Raw genomic sequence first — 20,349 nt, forward strand, 5'->3', positions numbered from 1 at the left:
AAGCGGGGACTCGCGGCGCGGGGGCGCGCGTCGATCCTTTTGAGGTGAAGGTGTCCTTGCTTCGCAATTCCCGGACTCGCACGGCTCTTATTGTCGGTTGCGCCGCTCTCGCCCTGGCCTCCTGTGCCGGCAAGAAGGAGAAGCCTCGCCTGGCGTATGAGGAGCGGCCGGTGGAGCTGCTCTACGCCACCGGCGCGGATCGTCTGGACCGCGGCCTGTGGAATCAGGCGGTCCAGTACTTCGGCGAAGTCGAACGTCAGCACCCCTATTCGGAGTGGTCGCGCCGCGCGATCCTGATGACCGCCTATGCGCATTATCAGGGCAACGACTACGCCGAGGCCATTGGCGACGCCGACCGCTTCATCTCGCTCTATCCGGGCAACCCGGCCGCCGCCTACGCCCACTACCTGAAGGCCATCTGCTACTTCGAGCAGATCGTCGACGTGGGCCGCGATCAGGCCGCCACCGGCCAGGCGCTGGCCAACCTGAACGAGGTCGTTCAGCGCTATCCGCGCACCGAGTACGCCGCCGACGCGCGCCTGAAGATCGACATGGTCAACGACCAACTGGCCGGCAAGGAAATGACCATCGGCCGTTGGTATCTGCGCCAGGGCGACACCTTGGCGGCGATCGGCCGCTTCAAGACGGTCATCGAACGCTATCAGACCACCAGCCACACGCCCGAGGCGCTGTATCGCCTGGTCGAGGCCTATCTGACCCTGGGCCTGGCCGAAGAGGCCAAGCGCAACGGCGCCGTCCTCGGCTACAACTATCCGGGCGACGTCTGGTACCGCGACGCCTACAAGCTGCTGACCGACAGGGGCCTGCGCCCGGCGGTCGAGCCGGCCCAGTCCAAGAAGCCGAGCCTGGTCTCGCGACTGCCGTTCGTGAAGGACAAGGACGCGACCATCAAGCCGCCGGCCGCTGACGCCGCGCCGGCCGAGGTTCCGGCCGCCGAGGCGCCGCCCGCGCTGGAAACCCCGCCCACTGCGGCCAACGAAGCGGCCGCGCCGGCGGAACCCGCCAAGCGTCGTGGGCTGCTTTCGCGCATCCCGGGCCTCGGTGGCGGAAATTAGAACCTAAAGCGAACTTAAGCGTCTTCCGAACCGGCTGATTCCGGGCGATCTTGCGGCCATGCTGATCGGACTTTGGATCCGCGACGTCGTGCTCATCGAGGCCTTGGACCTGTCCATTGGCCCGGGGCTGACGGCGCTGACTGGTGAAACTGGGGCGGGCAAGTCGATCATCCTCGACAGCCTGGGCCTGGCTGTCGGCGCGCGCGCCGACGCTGGGCTCGTGCGCCAGGGCGCGGCCCAGGCGGCGGTGTCGGCCGTGTTCGCGCCGACGCCCGACCATCCGGTCTGGGAGGTGCTGGACGAGAAGGGCATCTCGTTCGATCGCAGCGAGGATCTGGTTCTACGCCGGACGCTCAGCGCCGACGGCCGCAGCCGCGCCTTCGTCAACGACCAGGCGACCAGCGCCACGGTGCTGCGCGAACTGGGCGAGATCCTGCTGGAGGTGCACGGCCAGCACGAGACCGTCGGACTGCTCGATGCGCGCAAGCATAGGCCGCTGTTGGACGCCTATGGCTCCCTCGGGACGCTGGCGGCTGGAGTTTCCCGCGCCTGGGCCGACTGGCGGACTGCGCGCGGCCGGGCCGAAGAGCTGCGTGAGATCGTGGCCCGGTCGGCCGAGGAGTCCGAGGAACTGACGCTGCGCCTGGCCGAGCTCGACCGCCTTGACCCGCGCGAGGGCGAAGAGCCGGCGCTGGCCGAGGAGCGCGCCATCCTGGGGGCGTCCGAGAAGGCGCTCAGCGACATCGCCGAAGCGCGCGCCGCCTTCGAAGGTCTCGGGCCGCGCCTGGCCCAGGCCATTCGAGCGATTGAGCACGCGCGCACCCGCGCCGTCGCCGCTGGGGCGGCCGAGGATTCCTCCGCCGTCGCGCGCCTGACCGCCGCCAGCGCCGCGATCGATCGCGTCTTCAGCGAGGCGCAGGAGGCCGAGGCCGCCGTCGACGGCGCCGCCGACGCGTTCGACTTCCGCCCCGACCAACTAGAAAAGACCGAAGAGCGCCTGTTCGAGCTGCGCGGGATGGCCCGCAAGCTGCAGGTCAGCGTCGAGGAGCTGCCGCTGCTGCGCGTGCGCTTCGCCGAGCGGCTGCAGGCCATGGAATCGTCGGAGGACGATCTGAAGGCGGCGGAGGCCGCGGTGGCCGCCGCCCGAACGACCTATCTGGCGCAAGCCGGCAAACTGACCGAAGCGCGCCGCGCGGCGGGCGAGCGGCTGGCGGTCGCGGTAATGGGCGAGCTTGGCCCGCTCAAGCTCGACAAGGCCCGTTTCCGCGTGGCGGTGGACGCGCTGGGCGAAGACCGCGCCGGTCCGTCGGGCGTCGACCGCGTGGCCTTCGAGGTCGCGACCAATCCCGGGGCGCCGTTCGGCGACCTCGGAGCCATCGCGTCTGGCGGTGAACTGGCGCGCTTCGCGCTGGCGTTGAAGGCCTCGCTGGCCGGGCGGGCCGAGGGGCCGCAGCCGCTGATGATCTTCGACGAAGTCGATCAGGGGGTGGGCGGCGCCGTCGCCGACGCCGTCGGCTTGCGGCTCAAGCGGCTGGCCGCCGACGCGCAGGTTCTGGTGGTCACCCACAGCCCGCAGGTCGCAGCGCGCGGCGACGCCCACTGGCGGATTTCCAAGAGCGGCGACGCCGAGCGCATTCGCACCGCCGTCGAGACCTTGTCCTTCGCCGACCGCGAGGAGGAGATCGCGCGCATGCTGGCCGGCGCCCAGATCACCGACGCCGCCCGCGCGGCGGCCAGGGCCCTGATGCATGCCTGAAGCCGCAAAAGCGCCCGCCGATCTGACCGAGGCCGAAGCCGTCGAGGAACTGACCGCGCTCGCCGACGAGATCGCGCGCCATGACATCGCCTATCACCAGCAGGACGCGCCGACGATCTCGGACGCCGACTACGACGAGCTCAAGCGCCGCAACAATGCGCTGGAGGCGGCGTTCCCGCATCTGGTGAGGGAGAACTCGCCGTCCACCCGGGTCGGGGCGGCGCGGGCCGAGCAGTTCTCGCCGGTCGAGCACGGCGTGCCGATGCTCAGCCTCGACAACGCGTTCTCCAACGAGGACGCGCTGGAGTTCGACGCCCGCATCCGCCGTTTCCTGCGCCTGTCGGGCGCGGAGGAGGTCGGCTACACGGCCGAGCCGAAGATCGACGGCCTGTCGGCCTCGCTGCGCTACGAGAAGGGCGTCTTCGTCCAGGGCGCGACGCGCGGCGATGGCCGGGTCGGCGAGGACGTCACCGAGAACCTGCGGACCATCGCCGACATCCCCAAGCGGCTGGCCGGCGAGGGCTGGCCCGACGTCATCGAGATCCGCGGCGAGGTCTATCTCGGCCACGAGGAGTTCGCCGCGCTCAACGCCGCCAACGAGGCGGCGGGGCTGAAGACCTACGCCAATCCGCGCAATTCCGCGGCTGGCTCGCTGCGCCAGATCGATCCGAAGATCACCGCCACCCGGCCTCTGAAGTTCTTCGCCTATGCCTGGGGGCTGCTCAGCGAGCCGTTCGCCCAGACCCAATGGGAGGCGCTGGCCAAGCTCAAGTCCTGGGGCTTCCAGACCACGCCGGAGAGCTGCCGCGTGATCAGCGGCCAAGGCCTGCTCGACGCCTACGCCGCCATGGAGGCCGTGCGGCCCAAGCTCGGCTACGACATCGACGGCGTCGTCTACAAGGTCGACCGTCTGGACTGGCAGCAGCGCCTGGGCTTCATCACCCGCACGCCGCGCTGGGCGATCGCCCGCAAGTTCCCGGCCCAGCAGGCGCGCACGATCCTGGAGGCCATCGATATCCAGGTCGGCCGCACCGGCGCGATCACCCCGGTGGCGAGGCTGCATCCGGTCACGGTCGGCGGCGTCGTCGTGGTCAACGCCACCCTGCACAACGCCGACGAGATCGCCCGCAAGGACGTGCGGATCGGCGACACGGTGATCCTGCAGCGGGCCGGCGACGTCATCCCGCAGATCCTCGGCTATGTGCCCGAGGAGCGGCCGGCCGACGCCGTGCCCTACGAATTCCCCACCGTCTGCCCGTGTGACCTGAAGACGCCGATCGTCAAGGAAACCACGGCCGCCGGCGCCGAGACCGTCGTGCGCCGCTGCTCGGGCGAGTTCGCCTGTCCGTTCCAGCGGATCGAACACCTGCGCCACTTCGTGTCGCGCCGCGCCTACGACATCGAGGGCCTGGGCGAGAAGCAGCTGACCGCCTTCTTCGAGCGCGGGTGGGTGCGGGAGCCGGCCGACATCTACCGCCTGGCCCGCGACGAGGAGAAGCTCGCCGAGTTGCGGACGACCGACGGCTACGGCGAGACCTCGATCAACAACCTGGTCGCGGCCATCAACGCCAAGCGGCGCATCCCGCTGGACCGCTTCATCTTCGGGCTCGGCATCCGCCATGTCGGCGAGACCACCTCGCTGGCCCTGGCCCGCCACTTCGAGACCTACGACCACTTCGTCCAGATCGCCCAGGCGGCGGCCGGGCAGGTCGGGGGCGAGAACTACGGCGCGCTGGTCGAGCTCGACGGCCTTGGGCCGACCGCGGTGCGCGCGCTGTTGGATTTCGGCGGCGTGCACCAGGCCCTGTTGCTGCCGGACGACACGTCGCTCGACAAGCGCCTGCAACTGGCCGTGCCGAAGCTCAATTCCCGCGCCCGCGCCGCCCTGGTCGAGCGGTTCGGCGATTGGGACACGATCGTGCGCGTGGCCAGGGAGGCCGCCCGCGAGGAGCCCGGTGAAGAGTTCCGGGAGCTGTCTGGCGTCGACGCGGTGGGCCCGGTCGCCGCGCGGATGATCGCCCAGTTCTTCGCCGAGCCGCACAACCGCGCCAAGGTCGAGGCCCTGCGCGGCCAGCTCGACGAGGTGATCGCCGCCGAACGGCCGAAGACCGACACCGCCGTCGCTGGCAAGACCATCGTCTTCACCGGCGCGCTGGAAAAGATGACCCGGGACGAGGCCAAGGCCCAGGCCGAGGGGCTGGGGGCCAAGGTGTCCGGCTCGGTGTCGAAGAAGACCGATCTGGTCGTGGCCGGGCCTGGGGCGGGCTCGAAACTGAAGACCGCCACCGACCTGGGCATCCAGGTCATGACCGAGGACGAGTGGCTGGCCCTGGTCGCAGGCTAGGCCGCTGCCGGACTTGCCGAGGGGGCTTTCCGTCCCCAACCTTGGACAAGGCACAAGGAGGATCGCCGTGGCGTCGCACTGGCTCGTGAAGTCCGAACCGGACACCTATTCCTACGCCGATCTCGAACGGGACGGGCGCACCACCTGGGACGGGGTGCGCAACTTCGCGGCCGCATCGCACCTGAAGTCGATGAAGGTCGGCGACCAGGTGTTCTTCTACCACTCCCAGGAGGGCAAGGACGTGGTGGCGATCGCCCAGGTCGCCAAGGAAGCCTTTCCCGACGCCAGCGATCCGACCGGGAAGTTCGTCGCCGTCGAGCTGACGCCCGTGCGCAAGCTGAAGACGTCCGTCACCCTGGCGGACATGAAGGCCAACCCCGCCTTGGCGGACATGCCGATGCTGCGCCAGGGACGCCTCTCGGTCTCGCCGGTCAGCGACGCCGAGTGGGCGACGATCCTGAAAATGGCGGGGGAGTAACCGCCGGTCGCTCGTCCCGGCGAAAGCCGGGACCCAAGCTGAATCAACGCTTCGCAGCGGACGGGCCGCTTAGGCCCCGGCTTTCGCCGGGGTGAGCGGAGGAGGTTCAGAGCGGCGCGCAGGCCGCTTCGAGCCAGGCGCGCACCTCGGGCTGCTCGATCCGCGGGCCGACCACCTTGAGCACCCGCGCATGATAGGCGTCCATCTGGGCGCGCTCGTCCGCCGACAGCATGTCGACGACGATCAGGCGGCGATCCATCGGGGCCAGGGTCAGGGTCTCGAAGCCCAGCATCTCGCGCTCGCCGCCGGCGATCGGGGCCGGTTCGGTCACGAACTGCAGGTTCTCGATCCGGATGCCGTAGGCGCCTTCCTTGTAGTAGCCGGGCTCGTTCGACAGGATCATGCCGGGCCGCAGGGCCACGAAGTTCGGCAGCTTGGAAATCCGCTGCGGGCCTTCGTGCACGCCGAGATACGAACCGACGCCGTGGCCGGTGCCGTGGTCGTAGTCGAGGCCGACGTTCCACAGCGGCGCGCGGGCCAGGGCGTCCAGGGCCGAACCGGTGGTGCCGGCCGGGAAGCGGATCGCGGCCAGGGCCAGGTGGCCCTTCAGCACCAGGGTGAAGCGCTCGCGCATCTCCTGGCTCGGCTCGCCGATGGAGACCGTGCGGGTGATGTCGGTGGTCCCGTCGAGATACTGGGCGCCGGAATCGACCAGCAGCAGAGAGCCCTTCTCGGCCTGTTTGTTGAGCCGCGTCGTCGGCCGATAGTGGACGATGGCGCCGTTCGAGGCCGCGCCGGCGATGGTGTCGAAGGAGAGGTCCTTCAGCGCCCCGGTGTCCTGGCGGAAGCCTTCCAGACGGGTGACCACCTCGACTTCGTCGATCGTGCGGCCTTGGCCCTCGGTGGCGACCCAGTGCAGGAAGCGGGTCACCGCGACGCCGTCGCGGGCGTGGGCCTCGCGCGTGCCGGCGATCTCGACCGGGTTCTTGCAGGCCCGCGGCAGGGCGCAGGGGTCTTCGCCGCGGACGACCTCCGCGCCGGCCTTCAGCAGGGTGTCGAAGTACCAGGCCGACGACTGGGCCGGATCGACCAGCACGCGCTTGCCCTTGAGCTCGGCGAGGGCGGCGGGCAGGTCGTCCGGCGTCTCGAGGCGCACTTCGTTGCCCAGCCAGGCGCGCAGCTCGGGCGACACCTTGACCGGATCGAGGAAGAGCCGCGCCGTGCCGTCCTGGTTCAGGATCGCCTGGCCGAGCGGCAGGGGCGAGCGGATGACGTCGCCGCCGCGGACGTTGAACAGCCAGGCGATGGACGACGGCGCGGTCAGCACCGTGGCGTCGGCGTTCTTGCCGGCCAGGGCGCGGCCGATGCGGCCCCGCTTGGCCGAGGATTCCTCGCCGGCGTACTCCAGCGCGTGGGGCACGACGGGGGCGGTGGGCTGGGCCGGACGCGCGGCGCCCCAGGCTTCGTCCAGCGGGTTGGCGGCGACCGGCTTCAGCGCCGCGCCGGCCTTGGCGGCGGCGGACTTCAGGCGCTCCAGCGCATCGGGCGAGTGCAGGCGCGGGTCGTAGCCGATCAGCTGGCCTCTGGCCGTGGCGGTCTCCAGATAGGCCGCGACGCCGCCTTCGACGAGATCGCGGATCTCGAAGACGTCGGCGTCGACCTGGTCGCGGACCTGCAGGGTGTAGCGGCCGTCGACGAAGATCGCGGCCTTGTCGGCCAGGATCACCGCGGCGCCGGCCGAGCCGGTGAAGCCGGTCGCCCAGCCGAGCCGGTCGTTGGCCTCGGGCAGGTACTCGTTCTGGTGTTCATCCTCGTGGGGCACCAGGAAGCCGTCCAAGCCTTGGGCCTTCATGGCCGCGCGGATCAGCGGAACGTGCTTCGGGCCGAAGGACGGATCGGTGGTTTCATCGAAGGTCTGACGCATGGCGCGAACTTAGTCTTCGCGCGCCATGCGCGCCAGTCCGCGGGCGCGGCCGCTCGGCGCTGTTACTTATTTATACCCGGATATTATTGACTCGGGCCCGCCCCTCCGCCACTTGTGGCGAATGGACAAGACCAGCCGCCGCGACGCCGTACGCCAGTACAAGGAACGCAAGGTCCCGGTGGGGATCTTCGCGCTGCGCAGCCTGCCGACCGGCGAGACCTTCGTCGGCGCCTCGCGCAATCTCGACGGCCAGCGCAACTCCTCGCTGTTCTCGCTGCGCCTCGGCAGCCATCGCAACAAGGCGATGCAGGGCGCCTACAACGCCGCCGGCGGCGAGGCGGGGTTCGAGTTCGTCATCCTCGAGCAACTGGAGGACGAAGACCTCGGGCCGATCGGGCGCGACACCTGGCTGAAGGAGCGCGAACGCCACTGGCGCGCGGAGCTCTCGGCCCAATCGGCGATCTAGACGGCCGGCGGTCCATAGCGCATAACGCCGCTATGCATCGCGCCTGCGCCCTCTCGAATTCGAACGGTTCATTCGGGGCCGTGCGTCTTCGCGTGGATTAGACCACCCAGCGAACGAACGCCGACCCCGCCGCAGACGGCCGGGGTCGATGGCGATGCAAGCGATCTCCTGCCGAGCGGCTCGAACCCTCGAAGGAAAACGCATCATGGACCCGACACCGCCTTACGCCATCCGCACCGAGCGCTTGCTGCTGCGCGAGTTCACGCACGACGATCTCGACGACGTCCAGGCCTATGCCTGCGACGAGGCGACCGTCCGCTACATGGATTGGGGCCCCAACACGCTCGACCAGACCCGGGTGTTCCTGGGCGAGGAAATCGAGCGCGCGACGGTCGCGCCGCGCACGCATATCGGGCTTGCCGTGCAGCACCTGGAAAGCGGGACCGTGATCGGCTCGATCCGGCTCGGCCTGCAGGCCCATCGCAACGCCGATATCGGCTACAGCTACGGCAGCGCCTGGTGGCGGCAGGGCTATGGCTACGAGGCCGCGCACGCGCTGGCCGCCCACGCGTTCGAGGTGCTGGACGTGCACCGTCTGTGGGCGACGTGCGATGTCCGCAACGCGGGATCCTTCGCGATCATGGAAAAGCTTGGCATGCGCCGGGAAGGGACCCTGCGTCAGAACCAGCCGGCGCGCGACGGCGTCTGGCGCGACACCCACGTCTACGGCGTGCTCGCCTCGGAGTGGGCGTCGCGTGCGGCGGCTAAGCGCCTGGCCTAGGCCCGGCGCAGCACCAGCGTCGCCCAGGCGTCGCGGTGAATGCGGCGGTGCAGGCGGAAACCCTTCGACAGGTAGGCGGCCAGCACCCGCCGCTCCTGGGTGCGCAACAGGCCCGAGAGGATCGCAAAGCCGCCGGGCTTCAGCGCCGTCTTGATGTCCTGCGAGAGCGCCACCAGCGGCGGGGCCAGGATGTTGGCGAACACCAGGTCGTAGGGCGCGGCCTTGGCCACCAGCTGGTGACCGAGCCCCGAGGCGTGGACGAAGCGCGCGGTCGACTTGTTGAGCTTGGCGTTCTCGTTGGAGATCCGCACCGAGGGCCCGTCGATGTCGGTGCCGACGGCGAGCTTGCTGCCGGTCAGCGCCGCGGCGATGGCCAGCACGCCGGTGCCGGCGCCGACGTCCAGCACTTTGTCGAAGCGGCGCGACTTGATCAGGTCGTTGTAGGCGATCAGGCAGCCGACGGTGGTGCCGTGGTGACCGGTGCCGAAGGCCGCGCCGGCCTCGATGCGCAGGTTCACGGCGTTGGTCGGGGCGCGGCCCTTGTCATGGGCGCCGAACACGAAGAACCGGCCGGCGCGTACGGGCGGCAGGCCCGACAGCGCCATGGCCAGCCAATCGGCGTCGGCCAACTTCTCGACGACGGTCTTCATTTCCGGATAGGCGGCCAGCGCCTCGACCAGGCCGTCGGCCTCCTCGGTCGTGGTCGGGAAGGCGTCGATCCGCCAGACGTTGCGGTCCTCGTCCTCTTCCAGGATCGAGTAGGTCGCCCCCTCCAGCAGCGGATTGGCGTCGATCGCTTCGGCGGCGGCTTCGGCGACGGCGCGGGGGCCGCGGGAAATGATCTGAACGGCGTCTTGGCTCATGCGCGCCGTTTAGAGGCTAGGCGCGCGAAAGGCGAGGGGGCATGGGCGGGTTTCAGTTCAGCGCCTGACCGTGCCATCATGTCGCATCCAGTGACGAGGTTTCGCCCATGAGCAAGTACAGCCCCCTCTCGGACTTTCTCGCCCAACGCGCCGAGGACGACTGGCGCGCGAGCTTCGACGAGGTCGAGATGGTGCTGGGCGCATCCCTGCCGAAGGCGGCCAGGCAGCCGGCCTGGTGGATCGGAACCGACAAGCCGCATCAGAAGGCGTGGCTCGATCACGGCTGGCGCGTGTCGGCGGTCGGCGAGGGCATGGTCTCGCTCAAGCGCACCGTCGCCCACGAGGTTCAGCCGCCGGCGCTGAAGGCCGCGGCCGAGAACGCCTCGACCCAGGCCCATGTGCGCCAGACGGCCGGCATCGCCGCGATCGTCGGTGGCGCGATCGCGGTCGTGGCCGGCCTGGGCGTCCTGTCGGCGAAGCTGCTGAAGGCCCGCGCGCGGACCTAGGCGGCGCCGACGCTGGCCTTTTGGGTCGCCTGCTCGATCAGGTCGGTCACCGGCTTCCACAGAGCCTTGGGCAGATTGTGGCCCATGCCCGGAATGATGTGCAGCTCGGCGCCCGGAATGGTCGCGGCGGTGTCTTCGCCGCCTTGCACCGGCACCAGCGGGTCATCGGCGCCGTGGATCACCACGGTGGGGGCGGTGATGGACGCCAGCGCCTTGCGCCGGTCGCCGCTGGCGACGATGGCGGCCATCTGGCGCGAGGTGCCGACCGGATAGAAGGCGCGCTGGTAGTCGGCCAGCAGCTGGGCGCGCTGCTCGACGTCGTCGACCGGATAGCCGGGGCTGCCGATCACCTTGGCGCTGGCCATGCCGTAGTCGAGGAAGGCCTCGATGTCGGCCTTGGGATCGGGCGCGACGCCGGTCAGGCGCTTGGACGCCTCGGCGGTGGCCGGCGGCACGGCGGGGTTGCCGGTGGTCGACATGATCGAGGTCAGGGTCAGCACCCGCTCCGGATGCTCGGCGGCGACCATCTGGGCGATCATCCCGCCCATCGAGGCGCCGACCACGTGCGCCTTCTTGATGCCCAGCGCGTCCATCAGCCCGACGGCGTCATCGGCCATGTCCGAGACCAGGTAAGGCGCGTTCGGCTTTTCACCCTTCATCAGCGAGGCGTAGAGGCCGGGCATGTCGGCGGGGCCCAGTTCGTCGAACCTGTGCGACAGGCCGCAGTCGCGGTTGTCGTAGGCGACGACGCGGTGGCCGTTCGCGGTCAGCAGCTCGATGAAGCCGAGCGGCCAACGGGTCATCTGCGCGCCCAGGCCCATGATCAGCAGGATGACGTCGCCGTCGGCCGGGCCGTGGTCCTCGTAGTAGAGCGGAATCCCATTGGCGGTGATCGTCGGCATGCTGGTCGCTCCCTGGCGTTGTTGGGAGCAACCTGAAGCAGGGCAGGGGCGGCGGCAAGGCCGCCCGCGCCTCAGGCCTTCGTCACGAAGCTGTCGATGACCTTCTTGTCGCCGGCCTTGTCGAAGCCGACGGTCAGCTTGTTGCCGTCCACCGACTTCACTTGGCCGTAGCCGAACTTCTGGTGGAACACGCGCTCGCCGCGCTTGAAGTCGCTGGCCGCCGAGGACTCGGAGACCACCAACCGGCCTTCGCCCTCGATCACCGCGCCGCGGCCGGGATGGCTGCCGCGGAAGTTCCGCTCCTGGGCGCGCTTCCAGCCGGGGCTGGAATAGCCCGCGCCGAAGGTCGGGCTCTCGTCCCAGCGGCTGCCGTGCTGCTGCATGCCGGGGCCGCCGCCGTAGTAGCCGGTCTCGGAACTGGCCTCGACGTTCTCGATCGGCAGTTCGTCGACGAAGCGGCTCGGCAGCTGGCTGGTCCAGCGGCCATAGACTTGGCGGTTGGCGGCGAACGAGATTCGCGCCTCTTCGCGGGCCCGGGTGATGCCGACATAGGCCAGCCGGCGTTCCTCCTCGAGGCCCTTCTCACCCTTCTCGTCCATGCTGCGCTGAGAGGGGAACACGCCTTCTTCCCAGCCGGGCAGGAAGACCAGCGGGAACTCCAGCCCCTTGGCCGAGTGCAGGGTCATGATCTGCACCGCGTCGGCCTGCGGCCCGCGGTCCATGTCCATGACCAGCGACACGTGCTCGAGGTAGCTTTCGAGGGTGTCGAACGATCCCATCGATTGGACGAGTTCCTTGAGGTTCTCGAGCCGGGTCTGGGCGGTCGGGGTCTTGTCCAGGCGCAGAGCGTCCGTATAGCCGCTCTCCTCGAGGATCTGCTCGGTCAGTCGGCCGTGGTGGATGGCCTGCGCCTGACCGCGCCAGCGATCGAGATCGCGCAGGAAGTTGGACAGCGCCGTGCGCGTGCGCGCCGCCAGCTCGTCGGTCTGCACCGCCTCGCGCGCAGCCTGCATGACCGGCACGCCGTTCACCCGGGCGATCTGGAGCAGCTTCTGGACGGTGGTGTCGCCGATGCCGCGCTTGGGCACGTTGACGATCCGCTCGAAGGCCAGGTCGTCGTCCGGCGACTGAACCAGCCGCAGATAGGCGTGGGCGTCGCGGATTTCCGCCCGCTCGAAGAACCGCGGGCCGCCGACCACCGTGTAGGGGATCTGCAGCATCACGAAGCGTTCTTCGAAGGCCCGCATCTGGAACGAGGCGCGCACCAGGATGGCGATGTCGCGGTACTTGCGCGGGTTCTTCTCGGTCCCGCCCTTGTGGGCCCGCTCGATCTCCTCGGCGATCAGCCGGCTCTCGGCCTCGCCGTCCCAGACGCCGCGCACGACGACCTTCTCGCCGCCGTTCTGCTCGGTCCAGAGCGTCTTGCCGAGCCGCCCCTTGTTCGCCGTGATCAGCCCGGACGCAGCCGCCAGGATGTGGCTGGTCGAGCGGTAGTTGCGCTCCAGCCGGATCACCGTCGCGCCCGGGAAGTCGCGCTCGAAGCGCAGGATGTTGTCGACCTCGGCGCCGCGCCACCCGTAGATCGACTGGTCGTCGTCGCCGACGCAGCAGACGTTCTGGCGCTTCTGGGCCAGCAGCCGCAGCCACAGGTACTGGGCGACGTTGGTGTCCTGGTACTCGTCGACCAGCACGTACTTGAAGCGCTCGTGGAAGTCGGCGAGCACGTCCGGATTGGCCATGAAGATGGTCAGGTTGTGCAGCAGCAGGTCGCCGAAGTCGCAGGCGTTCAGCACCCGCATGCGTTCCTGGTAGAGCCGGTACAGCGCCGGGCCCTTGCCGTTGGCGAACTCGCGCCCCTCGTTGGGCGGCAGGCGATCAGGCGTCCAGCCGCGGTTCTTCCAGTGGTCGATCATCCCGGCCAGCGCCTTGGGCGTCCAGCGCTTGGCGTCGACGTTCTCGGCCTCCAGCACCTGCTTGATCAGCCGCTCCTGGTCGTCGGTGTCCAGGATGGTGAAGTTCGACTTCAGGCCGACCAACTCGGCGTTGCGGCGCAGGATCTGGGCGGCGACCGAGTGGAAGGTGCCCAGCCAGCGCAGGCCCTCGGCCGACGGGCCGATGATGTGGGTGATGCGCTCGCGCATCTCCTTGGCCGCCTTGTTGGTGAAGGTGACGACCAGCAGTTCCCAGGGCTTGGCGCGGCCGGTGGCCAGGATGTGCGCGAGCCGCGTGGTCAGCACGCGGGTCTTGCCGGTGCCGGCGCCGGCCAGGACCAGCACGGGGCCTTCGGTCGCTTCCACGGCGGCGCGCTGCTCAGGATTGAGCCCGCTCAGGTAGTTGGGGCCCTTCACCCGCGCCAGATCGCTGACCCGTTGCATGGGCATGGCGTCGTCGAACGGGTTGTCGAATGATTCAGGGGAGGACATCGGAACATATGTAGCACACGGCGCGCGCGGCTTAAGCCCGGAACCGCCGCAGCCGGCGTTCGTTTTCCACCTCGACCATGACGGCCCAGGGAGGAGTCCATGGCCGATCGTACGAGTTCGAGCACGTTGATCTGGCTGGCGATCCTGATCGGGGCGCTGGTCCTCGGCATCGCCGCCATCGGCTATGCGGTTATGAGCCGTGAGGCCGAGGCCGACCTGCCCAGGTCGATTGATGTGGACATCAACGTCCCGAGGCCGCCATCCTTGCCCGACGCGCCAAAGCTTCCCGACGCGCCGCTGCCGACCCCGAAGTAGACCGTGAGCGACGACGACCTGCCTCCGCCCCGTCGCAAGCCCATCCCGTTGTTTCTGTGGGCGCTGATCGGCTTCCTGCTGGTGCTGGGGTTCATGTTCGCCATGCGCGCGCTCAATCCGCCTTCCCTGGGGATGAGCGCTCCGATGCCCGACATCACCACGCCTGACTCGCCGCGGCCGTCGCCGCCGGACGCGCGCCCGGTCAGCTAGCGCGGGCGTAGGCGAGGGCGGCCACCCGGCAGGCCGAGGCCAGCGGCCGTTCGCCCCGGCCTTCGTCGATCTGGGCGATCAGCACGGCCAGGGGCGCGCCCTGGCTCGCGGCCATCTCGTCCATCACCGCCCAGAACTCAGGCTCCAGCGCCATCGACGTGGCGTGCCCGGACAGCAGGATCGAACGTTTCTTCAAGGAAGCCATGGGTAGAGTTGTGGCTCAGGCGCCACGTTGCAGCCAAGCATTCCTTTGTTATCTTGCAAAAAAATGACGCATGCGTCACTTTCGATCCAAACGTTGTTCGCATTGAAGGCTGCTTCCCCATGGCCATGACCGCCGACGCTCTCGACGCCCCCGTGCTCCGCCAGGCTGCGCCTGCGAACGCGCCCCTGCCCAAGCCGCGGCTGCAGTGGGGCGCGGCCCTGAAGGCGCTGCAGCGCCTGCTGAACGACAAGGAAGACACCGGACAGGTGTTCGAGATCATGCGCGCGCTGAACGGCACCTCGACCGCCGATTGCTATCAGCGCCTTCTGACCACCACCCAGGGCGGCCGCATCGCCTACGAGCGTGAAGAGTTCGCCGACCGCCTGATGGACGACGCCTGGCTCGACTCGCTGCCGGCCGGCAGCGTCGGCGCCGCCTATCGTGAGTTCATCCGTTCCGAGCAGCTGTCGGCCGAAGGGCTCGCTGAGATCAGTCGCATCAAGGGCAACGAGGTCGACATCGAGCACCCGTACGCCTGGATGGGCCGCCGGACCCGCGACGTGCACGACATCTGGCACATCCTGTCGGGCTATCACCGCGACGGCCTGGGCGAGTCCTGCCTGGTGGCGTTCTCGTACGCCCAGACCAAGGGCCTGGGCTGGGCGCTGATCGGGCTTGGCGCCGCCTCGCGCTCGCGCGGCGCCGACTATCCATACGTCAAGGCGATCTGGCAGGGCTACAAGCGCGGCAAGGCGGCCGCCTGGCTGCTCGGCGAGGACTATGAGCGCCTGATGGCCGAGCCGCTGGAAGCCGCGCGCAAGCGCCTCGGCATCACCCCGGCGACGATCTACGACTCCATCCCGGCGGACGCCCGCGACGCGGCGGTTCCGGCCCGGATGTAACCAGTCCTACGCGCCGATCCGGGGGGACGGCGCGCAGGCGGCGCTGTGCACAGCGCCGGGCGGGTGGGGGAGTGTCGAGCCTTCCCCACCCACGCCCTTGGCCTATTCAGGCTTGTCGAGCTTGGCGCCGTCCAGCGTCTGTTCGGCCTTCTTCGTCTCGGCCTTCGAAACGTCCTTGTCGATCTTGGTGCGGCCGAACCGGACGCGGTTCTCCTGCGCCTGATCGCGCGCGCGTTCGCGCTCGCGCGCCTTGCGGGCCTTGTTCAGGTTCACGACGTTGCTCATGCGCCCTCCTGGCCGTTGGCGATCGAAAGCGCCGGAGACCTGCCCTGGTCCGCGCGCTCCCCCAGATACGCCCTTCACGGCCCGGTGTCAGGCGGCGGCCGCCGGCCCCTTGTGCGATCCACGCTCTCCCCGCTGAAAATAACGGCGTTCTTCCGTGGGCGCCTATTTGGAGCTAAGGCGTTGATGTCGGCTAGGATCGGATGACGCCGTGGCGGCCAGCTTTCGCGAGAGACTGATAGAGCGGGTGCGGGGATGGCCGGTCCTCACCTGGCCCGCCATCGTCGCGGCGGTCGGCCTCGTCGCCACCCTGTCCGGCACCTACATGATGGAGCAGGGGCGGCAGGCGCGCGAAAGCCTGCGCTTCGACGCCATCGTCGACCAGGCCAACGAGGCGGTCGCCAATCGCCTGGACACCTACATGGCCGTGCTGCGGGCCGGAGCGGGCCTGTTCGCCGCCAGCGAAGACGTCAGCGCGGGCGAGTTCCGGGCCTTCGCCCAACGGGTGGAACTCACCCGTCGATATCCCGGCATCCAGGGCATCGGCTTCACCAAGCGCGCACCGGCCGGCGGCGCGCCGGACCTGATCACCTACATGCGGGCCGAGGGCGTGCCCGACTCCCTGCTGCGGCCGCCGGGCGAGGGCGAATTCTACGCCATCGTCTATCTGGAGCCGCTCGACTTCGTGAACCGGCGGGCGCTCGGCTTCAACATGTACGCCTTCCCGGTGCGCCGCGAGGCGATGGACCGGGCCCGCGACACCGGACTTCCGGCGCTGTCGGGCAAGGTCGAGGCGATCGAGGAGGTCGAGTCCAAGCGTCAGGCGGGCTTCCTGATCTACGAGCCGGTCTACGACGGCGGCGACGTCCCCGAAACGGTCGAAGAACGGCGCGTGCGGCTCGAGGGCTTCGTCTACGCCCCCTTCCAGGCCGGCGACCTGCTGGCCAGCGTGTTGCCGGCGGCCAAGGGCGCGGGGCTCGACTACGCGGTCTATGACGGCTCGCCCTCGGTCAGCACCTTGCTCAGCCAGTCGCCGGATGCAGCCGCGCAGCGCGGCGGCCTGGTGGCGACCCGCACGCTCGACATCGCCGGACGGACCTGGACGATCATCTACCGTGCGCGCGCGGACTACGACCACGGGCCCGACCGCTGGGTGTCGCTGGCGTTCATCATCGGCGGCCTGCTGGCGACGACCCTGGTCAGCCTGGCGACGTGGCGGCAGGTGAGGGCGCGCCTGGCCGCAGAGCGCGAGATCGTGGCGCGCATCGCCGCGGAAGCGCGCCAGAAGCTGCTGCTCGACGAGTTGAACCACCGGGTGAAGAACACCCTGGCGACGGTCCAGTCGATCGCCGCCCAGAGCCTTCGCCACGGCGCCGACGTCAATAGCGTGCGCAAGAGCTTCGAAGCGCGCCTCATCGCGCTCTCCCAGGCCCACAACCTGCTGACCCGCGACAACTGGACCGGCGTCAGTCTGGCCGAGTTGATCGCGAGCGAGCTAAGTCCCTACGGCGGCGATCACGGCGAGCGGGTGATCGTCACCGGCGAGGCGGTCTGGTTGCCGCCCAACACCGCTGTCGCCCTGGGCATGGCGTTCCACGAGCTGGCCACCAACGCCGTGAAGTATGGCGCGCTCTCCAACGACGATGGCCGGGTGCAGGTGACCTGGACTTTGACGCCGGGGTCCGGTCCGCGCCCGATCCGGATCATCTGGCGGGAAATCGGGGGGCCGCCAGTGGCGTCTCCAGACCGCCGCGGTTTCGGGACGCGCGTCATCGTCGGCGGTCTGGCGCATCAGCTCGACGGGGTGGTCGATCTCGACTTCGCGCGCGACGGGGTGGTCTGCACCATCGTCTTCCACCTGCCGGCGGCCGGTGTCGATGAAGACATTCTCGATCTCGGGTCGGCTGCGTAGAAAATGCGCAGAGAACCACCGATAATTGAGATGTTTTAGGATGTTAGAGCGACTTGTCTCGAAATCGGCGATTCGCTGAAACCAGTTAAGGTTACGCCCGTTCTCCCGGCGCAGGACACGCAGGAGATGCGATATGGCGCCCTTCATTCGCTTCAGGATGGAAGTCATCGGCTCGGACGGCGGTCACCTCGGGCGCGTGAGTCACGTCGTCGGCGACGACATCGAACTGGCTGAAGTGAGGCCGGACGGCGCGAGCAACCGTCGTCTGATCCCGGTCAGCTGGGTCCACGACATCGACGGCGATCAGATTCGGCTGAACCTCAACGGAGGTGCGGCGAGGGCCGCCTGGCGCGAGGCCGGGTAGCGGCCATTATCTCCGGCCAAGCTGAAACCGGCCGGCGGCGGGTTCGTTCTCTTGCGACCCCGAAACACCGAGTAGCAGGAGAACGCCATGCATCCCGGCATTCACGAACATATGGAAGTCATCGGCTCGGATGGCGGTCACGTCGGCCGCGTCGACCACGTGGTCGGCAACGACATCGAACTCGCCAAGCTCGACCTCGGCGCGGGCCTCAAGCACCACCTCATCCCGCTCTCCTGGGTGGACGACGTGGTGGACGAGAAGGTCAGGCTGAACCTGACCAAGGACGCCGCCAAGGCCGCCTGGCGCGAAAAGCACTAGCGCGACGACAAACGGCCCGGATCGCTCCGGGCCGTTTTCATTTTCAGCGGTGAGCTGAAGACTTACGCCACGTTGGCGCAGAAGCGCTGGATGCGGCTGCAGGCGTCTTCCAGCACCGCGTTCGAGGTCGCGTAGCTGATGCGGAAGAACGGCGAGAGGCCGAAGGCCGCGCCGAACACCACCGAGACGCCTTCCTGCTCCAGCAGTTCGACGGCGAAGTCCTGGTCGTTCTCGATGACCTTGCCGGACGGGCTCTTCTTGCCCAGCAGCTTTTCCACCGACGGATAGACGTAGAACGCGCCTTCCGGGGTCGGGCAGGCGATGCCGTTGGCCTGGTTCAGCATCGAGACCACCAGGTCGCGCCGGGCTTCGAACAGCTTGGCGTTCGGCTTGATGAACTCCTGGGTGCCGTTCAGCGCCTCGACGGCGGCCCATTGCGAGATCGACGCCGGGTTCGACGTCGTCTGGCTCATCACCTTGGCCATCGACTTGATCAGCGCTTCGGGGCCGGCGGCGTAGCCGATCCGCCAGCCGGTCATGGCGTAGGCCTTGCTGACCCCGTTCATGGTCAGGGTGCGGTCGTAGAGCGCCGGCTCGACCTGGGCGATGGTCCAGAACTGGAAGTCGCCGAACACCAGGTGCTCGTACATGTCGTCGGTCAGGATCCACACGTGCGGATGGCGCAGCAGCACGTCGGCGATGCCGCGCAGTTCTTCCTTGGTGTAGGCCGCGCCCGATGGGTTCGACGGCGAGTTCAGGAACACCCACTTGGTCTTCGGGGTGATCGCCGCTTCCAGGTCGGCGGGCTGCAGCTTGAAGCCTGTCGCGTCCGAGGTGGCCACGGCCTTCGGCGTGCCGCCGGCCAGCAGCACGATGTCCCAGTAGCTGACCCAGTACGGGGTCGGGATGATCACTTCGTCGCCGGGGTTCAGCGTCGAGATCATGGCGTTCCAGATCACCGGCTTGCCGCCGGGCGAGACGTTCACCTGGCTGGTCTTGTAGGTCAGGCCGTTCTCGCGCTGAAACTTGGCGACGATGGCTTCCTTCAGTTCCGGAATGCCGTCGACGTTGGTGTACTTGGTCTTGCCCTCGCGGATCGCCTTGATGGCGGCTTCCTTGATGTTGTCGGGCGTGTCGAAGTCCGGCTCGCCCGCCGCCAGCGAAATCACGTCGCGGCCCTGCGCTTTCAGTTCCCGGGCTTTCGCATCGGCCGCCAGGGTGGCGGACGGCTTGACGCGGGCGAGCGCGGAGGATTCGAGCGACATGGCGGGCAGACTCCCGGAGCAAGTTGAATGGAACGCGCGCGGTTTAACCGAAGGCCGCGCAAAGGCAAAGCGGGCAAGCGAACCGCGACGCCGATTCCGCCCCCGCGGGCGCAAGTCGCTGCTAAGCTTCACCGAGCAATCGAAGGGGCGAGATGGATCAAGCGGCGAACCTTCGCCTGGGAGGCCCGGCCGACGCCGGGGCGATTGGCGCCCTGACCCGCGAGGCCTACGCGAAATGGGTCCCGCTGATCGGCCGCGAACCGCTGCCGATGACCGTCGACTACGCCCAGGCGCTGCAGGCGCATCGGTTCGACCTGCTTTACGCCGGCGAGGAGTTGGCCGCGTTGATCGAGACCGTGGCCGATGGCGACCAGTTGCTGGTCGTCAACGTCGCCGTGCGGCCGGCCTTCCAGGGCCGCGGTTTCGGCGTTCGGCTGATGGCGCTGGCCGAGCAGATCGCCGCTGAGGCCGGGCTCATGGGCGTGCGGCTCTACACCAACCAGCGCTTCGCGGCGAACATCGCGCTCTACGCATCGCTCGGCTACGCGATCGACCGCGAGGAAGCCCTCAACGGCGGCGTGGCGGTGCACATGTCCAAGCGGATCGAGCATAGCCAGGCGATCGCCGCCGCCATCGCCTGCGTCGAGGCCTTCACCGAGCGCTTCAACGCCCGCGACGCGGCGGGCATGGACGGCCTGCTGCACTTTCCGCACGTCATCCTCGACGGCGAGCGGCTGATCGTCTGGAAGACGCCGGGGCGACTCCCTGCCGATTTCTTCGAGGGGCTGGTCGCCCGCGGCTGGCGGCGCAGCACCTATCAGCACAAGCGCGCGGTGCTCTCCAGCCCGACCAAGGTCCATCTGCTGATCGAGTACTCGCGCGACGGGGAGGGCGGCGAAGTGCTCAGCCGCCACGCCAATCTCTGGATCGTCACCTGCGAGAACGGCCGCTGGGGCATCCGGCAGCGTTCTTACTAGGTCCTGGGGGGGGGGGGGGGGGGGGGGGGGGGGGGGGGGGGGGGGGGGGGGGGGGGGGGGGGGGGGGGGGGGGGGGGGGG

20 protein-coding genes and 1 pseudogene are annotated in these 20,349 nt (G+C 69.0%); 14 read left to right on the forward strand and 7 right to left on the reverse strand.

Going from position 1 to position 20,349, the window contains the following annotated elements; all coding sequences use genetic code 11:
• Positions 1-44 precede the first annotated feature (44 nt).
• The 4 genes and pseudogenes from AC1Q87_RS22000 to AC1Q87_RS22015 all read left to right on the forward strand — a co-directional run.
• Positions 45-920 (forward strand): annotated as a pseudogene (locus AC1Q87_RS22000) (outer membrane protein assembly factor BamD); the annotation flags it as partial.
• Between the two features lie 214 nt (positions 921-1,134).
• The gene (gene recN / locus AC1Q87_RS22005; RefSeq protein WP_492610965.1) at positions 1,135-2,832 is read left to right on the forward strand and encodes a DNA repair protein RecN; all 1,698 of its coding nucleotides are present in this window, start codon (positions 1,135-1,137) and stop codon (positions 2,830-2,832) included.
• Entirely contained in the window at positions 2,825-5,176 is a 2,352-nt protein-coding gene (gene ligA / locus AC1Q87_RS22010) for an NAD-dependent DNA ligase LigA (RefSeq protein ID WP_492610966.1), read from the forward strand. The genes recN and ligA overlap by 8 nt, the downstream gene beginning before the upstream one ends.
• A 67-nt stretch (positions 5,177-5,243) precedes the next feature.
• On the forward strand, positions 5,244-5,654 hold the full coding sequence (locus tag AC1Q87_RS22015) for an EVE domain-containing protein (protein WP_436062010.1): 411 nt from the start codon (positions 5,244-5,246) through the stop codon (positions 5,652-5,654).
• Between the two features lie 106 nt (positions 5,655-5,760).
• Here AC1Q87_RS22015 and AC1Q87_RS22020 read toward each other — a convergent pair whose 3' ends face one another.
• The gene (locus AC1Q87_RS22020) at positions 5,761-7,578 is read right to left on the reverse strand and encodes an aminopeptidase P family protein (protein ID WP_492610967.1); all 1,818 of its coding nucleotides are present in this window, start codon (positions 7,576-7,578) and stop codon (positions 5,761-5,763) included.
• Between the two features lie 121 nt (positions 7,579-7,699).
• Here AC1Q87_RS22020 and AC1Q87_RS22025 point away from each other — a divergent pair, with 121 nt between their 5' ends.
• Together AC1Q87_RS22025 and AC1Q87_RS22030 are read left to right on the forward strand one after the other, a co-directional pair.
• Entirely contained in the window at positions 7,700-8,044 is a 345-nt protein-coding gene (locus AC1Q87_RS22025) for a GIY-YIG nuclease family protein (protein WP_492610968.1), read from the forward strand.
• Positions 8,045-8,249: 205 nt separating this feature from the next.
• Entirely contained in the window at positions 8,250-8,825 is a 576-nt protein-coding gene (locus AC1Q87_RS22030) for a GNAT family N-acetyltransferase (protein WP_492610969.1), read from the forward strand.
• On the opposite strand, the gene AC1Q87_RS22035 is transcribed toward AC1Q87_RS22030, so the two are convergent.
• Positions 8,822-9,688, reverse strand: coding sequence for a 50S ribosomal protein L11 methyltransferase (locus AC1Q87_RS22035; RefSeq protein ID WP_436062005.1), 867 nt, complete (start codon positions 9,686-9,688; stop codon positions 8,822-8,824). The two genes, AC1Q87_RS22030 and AC1Q87_RS22035, sit on opposite strands and share 4 nt — an antisense overlap.
• A gap of 107 nt (positions 9,689-9,795) precedes the next feature.
• Between AC1Q87_RS22035 and AC1Q87_RS22040 the strand changes: the two genes are divergently transcribed.
• Positions 9,796-10,194: a DUF7662 domain-containing protein gene (locus AC1Q87_RS22040; protein WP_492610970.1), complete on the forward strand. Its 399-nt coding sequence runs from the start codon at positions 9,796-9,798 to the stop codon at positions 10,192-10,194.
• On the opposite strand, the gene AC1Q87_RS22045 is transcribed toward AC1Q87_RS22040, so the two are convergent.
• Together AC1Q87_RS22045 and AC1Q87_RS22050 are read right to left on the reverse strand one after the other, a co-directional pair.
• Positions 10,191-11,096 carry an alpha/beta fold hydrolase gene (locus tag AC1Q87_RS22045; RefSeq protein WP_492610971.1) on the reverse strand — a complete coding sequence of 302 codons (906 nt, stop codon included), beginning with the start codon at positions 11,094-11,096 and terminating at the stop codon, positions 10,191-10,193. The genes AC1Q87_RS22040 and AC1Q87_RS22045 overlap by 4 nt on opposite strands.
• Positions 11,097-11,167: 71 nt before the next feature.
• Entirely contained in the window at positions 11,168-13,519 is a 2,352-nt protein-coding gene (locus AC1Q87_RS22050; RefSeq protein ID WP_492610972.1) for a UvrD-helicase domain-containing protein, read from the reverse strand.
• Between the two features lie 99 nt (positions 13,520-13,618).
• On the opposite strand from AC1Q87_RS22050, the gene AC1Q87_RS22055 reads away from it, so the two are divergent.
• Positions 13,619-13,834, forward strand: a complete 216-nt coding sequence (locus AC1Q87_RS22055; RefSeq protein ID WP_492610973.1) for a hypothetical protein — start codon at positions 13,619-13,621, stop codon at positions 13,832-13,834.
• A gap of 3 nt (positions 13,835-13,837) precedes the next feature.
• Positions 13,838-14,044, forward strand: coding sequence for a hypothetical protein (locus AC1Q87_RS22060; protein WP_492610974.1), 207 nt, complete (start codon positions 13,838-13,840; stop codon positions 14,042-14,044).
• Here the strand turns inward: AC1Q87_RS22060 and AC1Q87_RS22065 are convergent.
• Positions 14,037-14,249 carry a ribbon-helix-helix domain-containing protein gene (locus AC1Q87_RS22065; RefSeq protein ID WP_492610975.1) on the reverse strand — a complete coding sequence of 71 codons (213 nt, stop codon included), beginning with the start codon at positions 14,247-14,249 and terminating at the stop codon, positions 14,037-14,039. The genes AC1Q87_RS22060 and AC1Q87_RS22065 overlap by 8 nt on opposite strands.
• A gap of 119 nt (positions 14,250-14,368) precedes the next feature.
• Here AC1Q87_RS22065 and AC1Q87_RS22070 point away from each other — a divergent pair, with 119 nt between their 5' ends.
• Entirely contained in the window at positions 14,369-15,151 is a 783-nt protein-coding gene (locus tag AC1Q87_RS22070; protein ID WP_492610976.1) for a Coq4 family protein, read from the forward strand.
• 102 nt (positions 15,152-15,253) lie between these two features.
• On the opposite strand, the gene AC1Q87_RS22075 is transcribed toward AC1Q87_RS22070, so the two are convergent.
• Entirely contained in the window at positions 15,254-15,436 is a 183-nt protein-coding gene (locus AC1Q87_RS22075; protein WP_492610977.1) for a DUF4169 family protein, read from the reverse strand.
• Positions 15,437-15,644: 208 nt separating this feature from the next.
• Between AC1Q87_RS22075 and AC1Q87_RS22080 the strand changes: the two genes are divergently transcribed.
• The 3 genes from AC1Q87_RS22080 (at position 15,645) to AC1Q87_RS22090 (ending at position 18,027) form a co-directional block, all read left to right on the forward strand.
• On the forward strand, positions 15,645-17,345 hold the full coding sequence (locus tag AC1Q87_RS22080; protein WP_492610978.1) for a CHASE domain-containing protein: 1,701 nt from the start codon (positions 15,645-15,647) through the stop codon (positions 17,343-17,345).
• Between the two features lie 133 nt (positions 17,346-17,478).
• Positions 17,479-17,709 (forward strand): DUF2171 domain-containing protein, encoded by a 231-nt coding sequence (locus tag AC1Q87_RS22085; protein ID WP_492610979.1) that lies wholly within the window; start codon positions 17,479-17,481, stop codon positions 17,707-17,709.
• 87 nt (positions 17,710-17,796) lie between these two features.
• Positions 17,797-18,027 carry a DUF2171 domain-containing protein gene (locus AC1Q87_RS22090; protein WP_492610980.1) on the forward strand — a complete coding sequence of 77 codons (231 nt, stop codon included), beginning with the start codon at positions 17,797-17,799 and terminating at the stop codon, positions 18,025-18,027.
• A gap of 62 nt (positions 18,028-18,089) precedes the next feature.
• On the opposite strand, the gene AC1Q87_RS22095 is transcribed toward AC1Q87_RS22090, so the two are convergent.
• Positions 18,090-19,292 carry a pyridoxal phosphate-dependent aminotransferase gene (locus tag AC1Q87_RS22095; RefSeq protein WP_436061993.1) on the reverse strand — a complete coding sequence of 401 codons (1,203 nt, stop codon included), beginning with the start codon at positions 19,290-19,292 and terminating at the stop codon, positions 18,090-18,092.
• A 152-nt stretch (positions 19,293-19,444) separates the two neighbouring features.
• Here AC1Q87_RS22095 and AC1Q87_RS22100 point away from each other — a divergent pair, with 152 nt between their 5' ends.
• The gene (locus AC1Q87_RS22100; protein ID WP_492610981.1) at positions 19,445-20,269 is read left to right on the forward strand and encodes a GNAT family N-acetyltransferase; all 825 of its coding nucleotides are present in this window, start codon (positions 19,445-19,447) and stop codon (positions 20,267-20,269) included.
• Positions 20,270-20,349 lie beyond the last annotated feature (80 nt).

The organism is Phenylobacterium sp. GW823-FHT02A09, assembly GCF_058797775.1.

What these genes read in the sequence shown, in the direction of transcription:
- recN (WP_492610965.1), top strand. Translation starts at nt 1,135, where the DNA reads ATGCTGATCGGACTTTGGATCCGCGACGTCGTGCTCATCGAGGCCTTG.
- ligA (WP_492610966.1), top strand. Translation starts at nt 2,825, where the DNA reads ATGCCTGAAGCCGCAAAAGCGCCCGCCGATCTGACCGAGGCCGAAGCC.
- AC1Q87_RS22020 (WP_492610967.1), bottom strand. Translation starts at nt 7,578, where the DNA reads ATGCGTCAGACCTTCGATGAAACCACCGATCCGTCCTTCGGCCCGAAG.
- AC1Q87_RS22025 (WP_492610968.1), top strand. Translation starts at nt 7,700, where the DNA reads ATGGACAAGACCAGCCGCCGCGACGCCGTACGCCAGTACAAGGAACGC.
- AC1Q87_RS22030 (WP_492610969.1), top strand. Translation starts at nt 8,250, where the DNA reads ATGGACCCGACACCGCCTTACGCCATCCGCACCGAGCGCTTGCTGCTG.
- AC1Q87_RS22035 (WP_436062005.1), bottom strand. Translation starts at nt 9,688, where the DNA reads ATGAGCCAAGACGCCGTTCAGATCATTTCCCGCGGCCCCCGCGCCGTC.
- AC1Q87_RS22040 (WP_492610970.1), top strand. Translation starts at nt 9,796, where the DNA reads ATGAGCAAGTACAGCCCCCTCTCGGACTTTCTCGCCCAACGCGCCGAG.
- AC1Q87_RS22045 (WP_492610971.1), bottom strand. Translation starts at nt 11,096, where the DNA reads ATGCCGACGATCACCGCCAATGGGATTCCGCTCTACTACGAGGACCAC.
- AC1Q87_RS22050 (WP_492610972.1), bottom strand. Translation starts at nt 13,519, where the DNA reads ATGTCCTCCCCTGAATCATTCGACAACCCGTTCGACGACGCCATGCCC.
- AC1Q87_RS22055 (WP_492610973.1), top strand. Translation starts at nt 13,619, where the DNA reads ATGGCCGATCGTACGAGTTCGAGCACGTTGATCTGGCTGGCGATCCTG.
- AC1Q87_RS22065 (WP_492610975.1), bottom strand. Translation starts at nt 14,249, where the DNA reads ATGGCTTCCTTGAAGAAACGTTCGATCCTGCTGTCCGGGCACGCCACG.
- AC1Q87_RS22070 (WP_492610976.1), top strand. Translation starts at nt 14,369, where the DNA reads ATGGCCATGACCGCCGACGCTCTCGACGCCCCCGTGCTCCGCCAGGCT.
- AC1Q87_RS22075 (WP_492610977.1), bottom strand. Translation starts at nt 15,436, where the DNA reads ATGAGCAACGTCGTGAACCTGAACAAGGCCCGCAAGGCGCGCGAGCGC.
- AC1Q87_RS22085 (WP_492610979.1), top strand. Translation starts at nt 17,479, where the DNA reads ATGGCGCCCTTCATTCGCTTCAGGATGGAAGTCATCGGCTCGGACGGC.
- AC1Q87_RS22090 (WP_492610980.1), top strand. Translation starts at nt 17,797, where the DNA reads ATGCATCCCGGCATTCACGAACATATGGAAGTCATCGGCTCGGATGGC.
- AC1Q87_RS22095 (WP_436061993.1), bottom strand. Translation starts at nt 19,292, where the DNA reads ATGTCGCTCGAATCCTCCGCGCTCGCCCGCGTCAAGCCGTCCGCCACC.
- AC1Q87_RS22100 (WP_492610981.1), top strand. Translation starts at nt 19,445, where the DNA reads ATGGATCAAGCGGCGAACCTTCGCCTGGGAGGCCCGGCCGACGCCGGG.